This window comes from Herbaspirillum sp. B65 (genome assembly GCF_000333555.1).
Classification (GTDB): Bacteria; Pseudomonadota; Gammaproteobacteria; order Burkholderiales; family Burkholderiaceae_D; genus Herbaspirillum; species Herbaspirillum rubrisubalbicans.
On sequence record NZ_BADI01000865.1, the window covers coordinates 1 to 1,230 of the forward strand.

The window sequence follows — 1,230 nt, forward strand, 5'->3', positions numbered from 1 at the left end:
AGCCGACGACCAAGGCCGCCCCCAAGAGCAGCGGTGGTGACGATTGGGAAGAGTTCTGAAGACAGTTGGCCAGACGGTTGGCAGGAGATTCTGAACTACTCCCGTGACAGTCGCCGGACGGTCCGGGAGCTAGCACCGATACAGTGCCGATACGCTTTTCAGGTCACTTTCTTCTTTATTTCTTCTTCAGTAACTGCATGGCACCGAACAGTGCCTGCATTCCACTGTGCTCGATGAAGCTCAGGTTGTAGGGATGCTCGGCCACCGCCCGCGGGAATTGCTCCACCAGCGGCAGGCTGTGCAACTGTTCGGCGATCTTGCCCCACAACACCAGGGTGGGTAGCGGCCTGTGCTGTGCCTGACCGTGTTCGGCCAGTGCCCGCAGCACGGTCTCGAAGAAGGGTTTCCAGGCACGGGCATCCTTGAGCGGCGCCACATGGGCGCGAAACACCAGGCTGGCATTGAGCAGCAGGAAACCCTGTGCGGTGAGATTGTCCTGCAGGTCAGCCAAGGTCTGGATCGTGCCTTGCACGTCCGCCTGGGCCTGGGCGGCGATGCCGGCCAGCGCATCGCCGCTGGTATTGCCGGCCTGCAGGCGACCATCGGCCACCAGCAGCATCTTCATGAAATTGCGCAGGGAGGTGGCGCGATTGACCTGCTTGGACAAGCCCTTGTCGGACCACAGCGAACCCACTGCGCCATCCATGAAGCACACGCCGGTGGCACTGGCCGCCCGCGGGTAGGGACCTTCGCCGACCAGCACGTAGCGCACCTGGTCCAGCGGCTGTTGGAAGGCGGCGAAGAGGCGACCCTCGGTGGGCAGGTAATCATCCTGGGCGAGCGTGCCGAGGTAGGCCGGATCGGCTTGCTGGATCGCCTCCAGGCCGGCGCGCAAGGCGGCGTGCCAGGAGGGATGGGCGGTCTGGATCAGTTCCAGCAGGGAGGCGGGCAGGGCAGGGAAGGCAGTGGCAGTAGGCATGGGGCAGATCGCGCAATCGATAAAGTGGCGGCATTGTATCTCGCGCTGGCCCGCCACCGCACCACGCCATCCACAGCCCTGATCAGGCCACGGCCGTATCGCTGCCGGGCGCGCCGAAGAGCTGCTGCTTCAACAGGTGCAACTGGTCGCGTGCGGCGGCCGCCTTTTCGAACTCCAGGTTCTTGGCGTGTTCCTGCATCTGCTTTTCCAGGCGCTTGATTTCCTTGCTGATCTGCTTTTCGCTCAGGATT

The 1,230-nt window shown here is 63.3% G+C and carries 2 protein-coding genes; both read right to left on the reverse strand.

Translation table 11 applies throughout. The features are described from left to right. Positions 1 to 175: 175 nt before the first annotated feature. Complete coding sequence (locus I5W_RS20580) at positions 176 to 979, reverse strand: uracil-DNA glycosylase (RefSeq protein ID WP_044530626.1); 804 nt, start codon at positions 977 to 979, stop codon at positions 176 to 178. 82 nt (positions 980 to 1,061) lie between these two features. Then, a partial coding sequence (locus tag I5W_RS30275; protein WP_148289159.1) for a UvrB/UvrC motif-containing protein occupies positions 1,062 to 1,230 on the reverse strand: 169 nt, incomplete at its 5' end.

Excerpts from the sequence above, each read along its gene's own strand:
- I5W_RS20580 (WP_044530626.1), bottom strand. The coding sequence starts at position 979 with ATGCCTACTGCCACTGCCTTCCCTGCCCTGCCCGCCTCCCTGCTGGAA.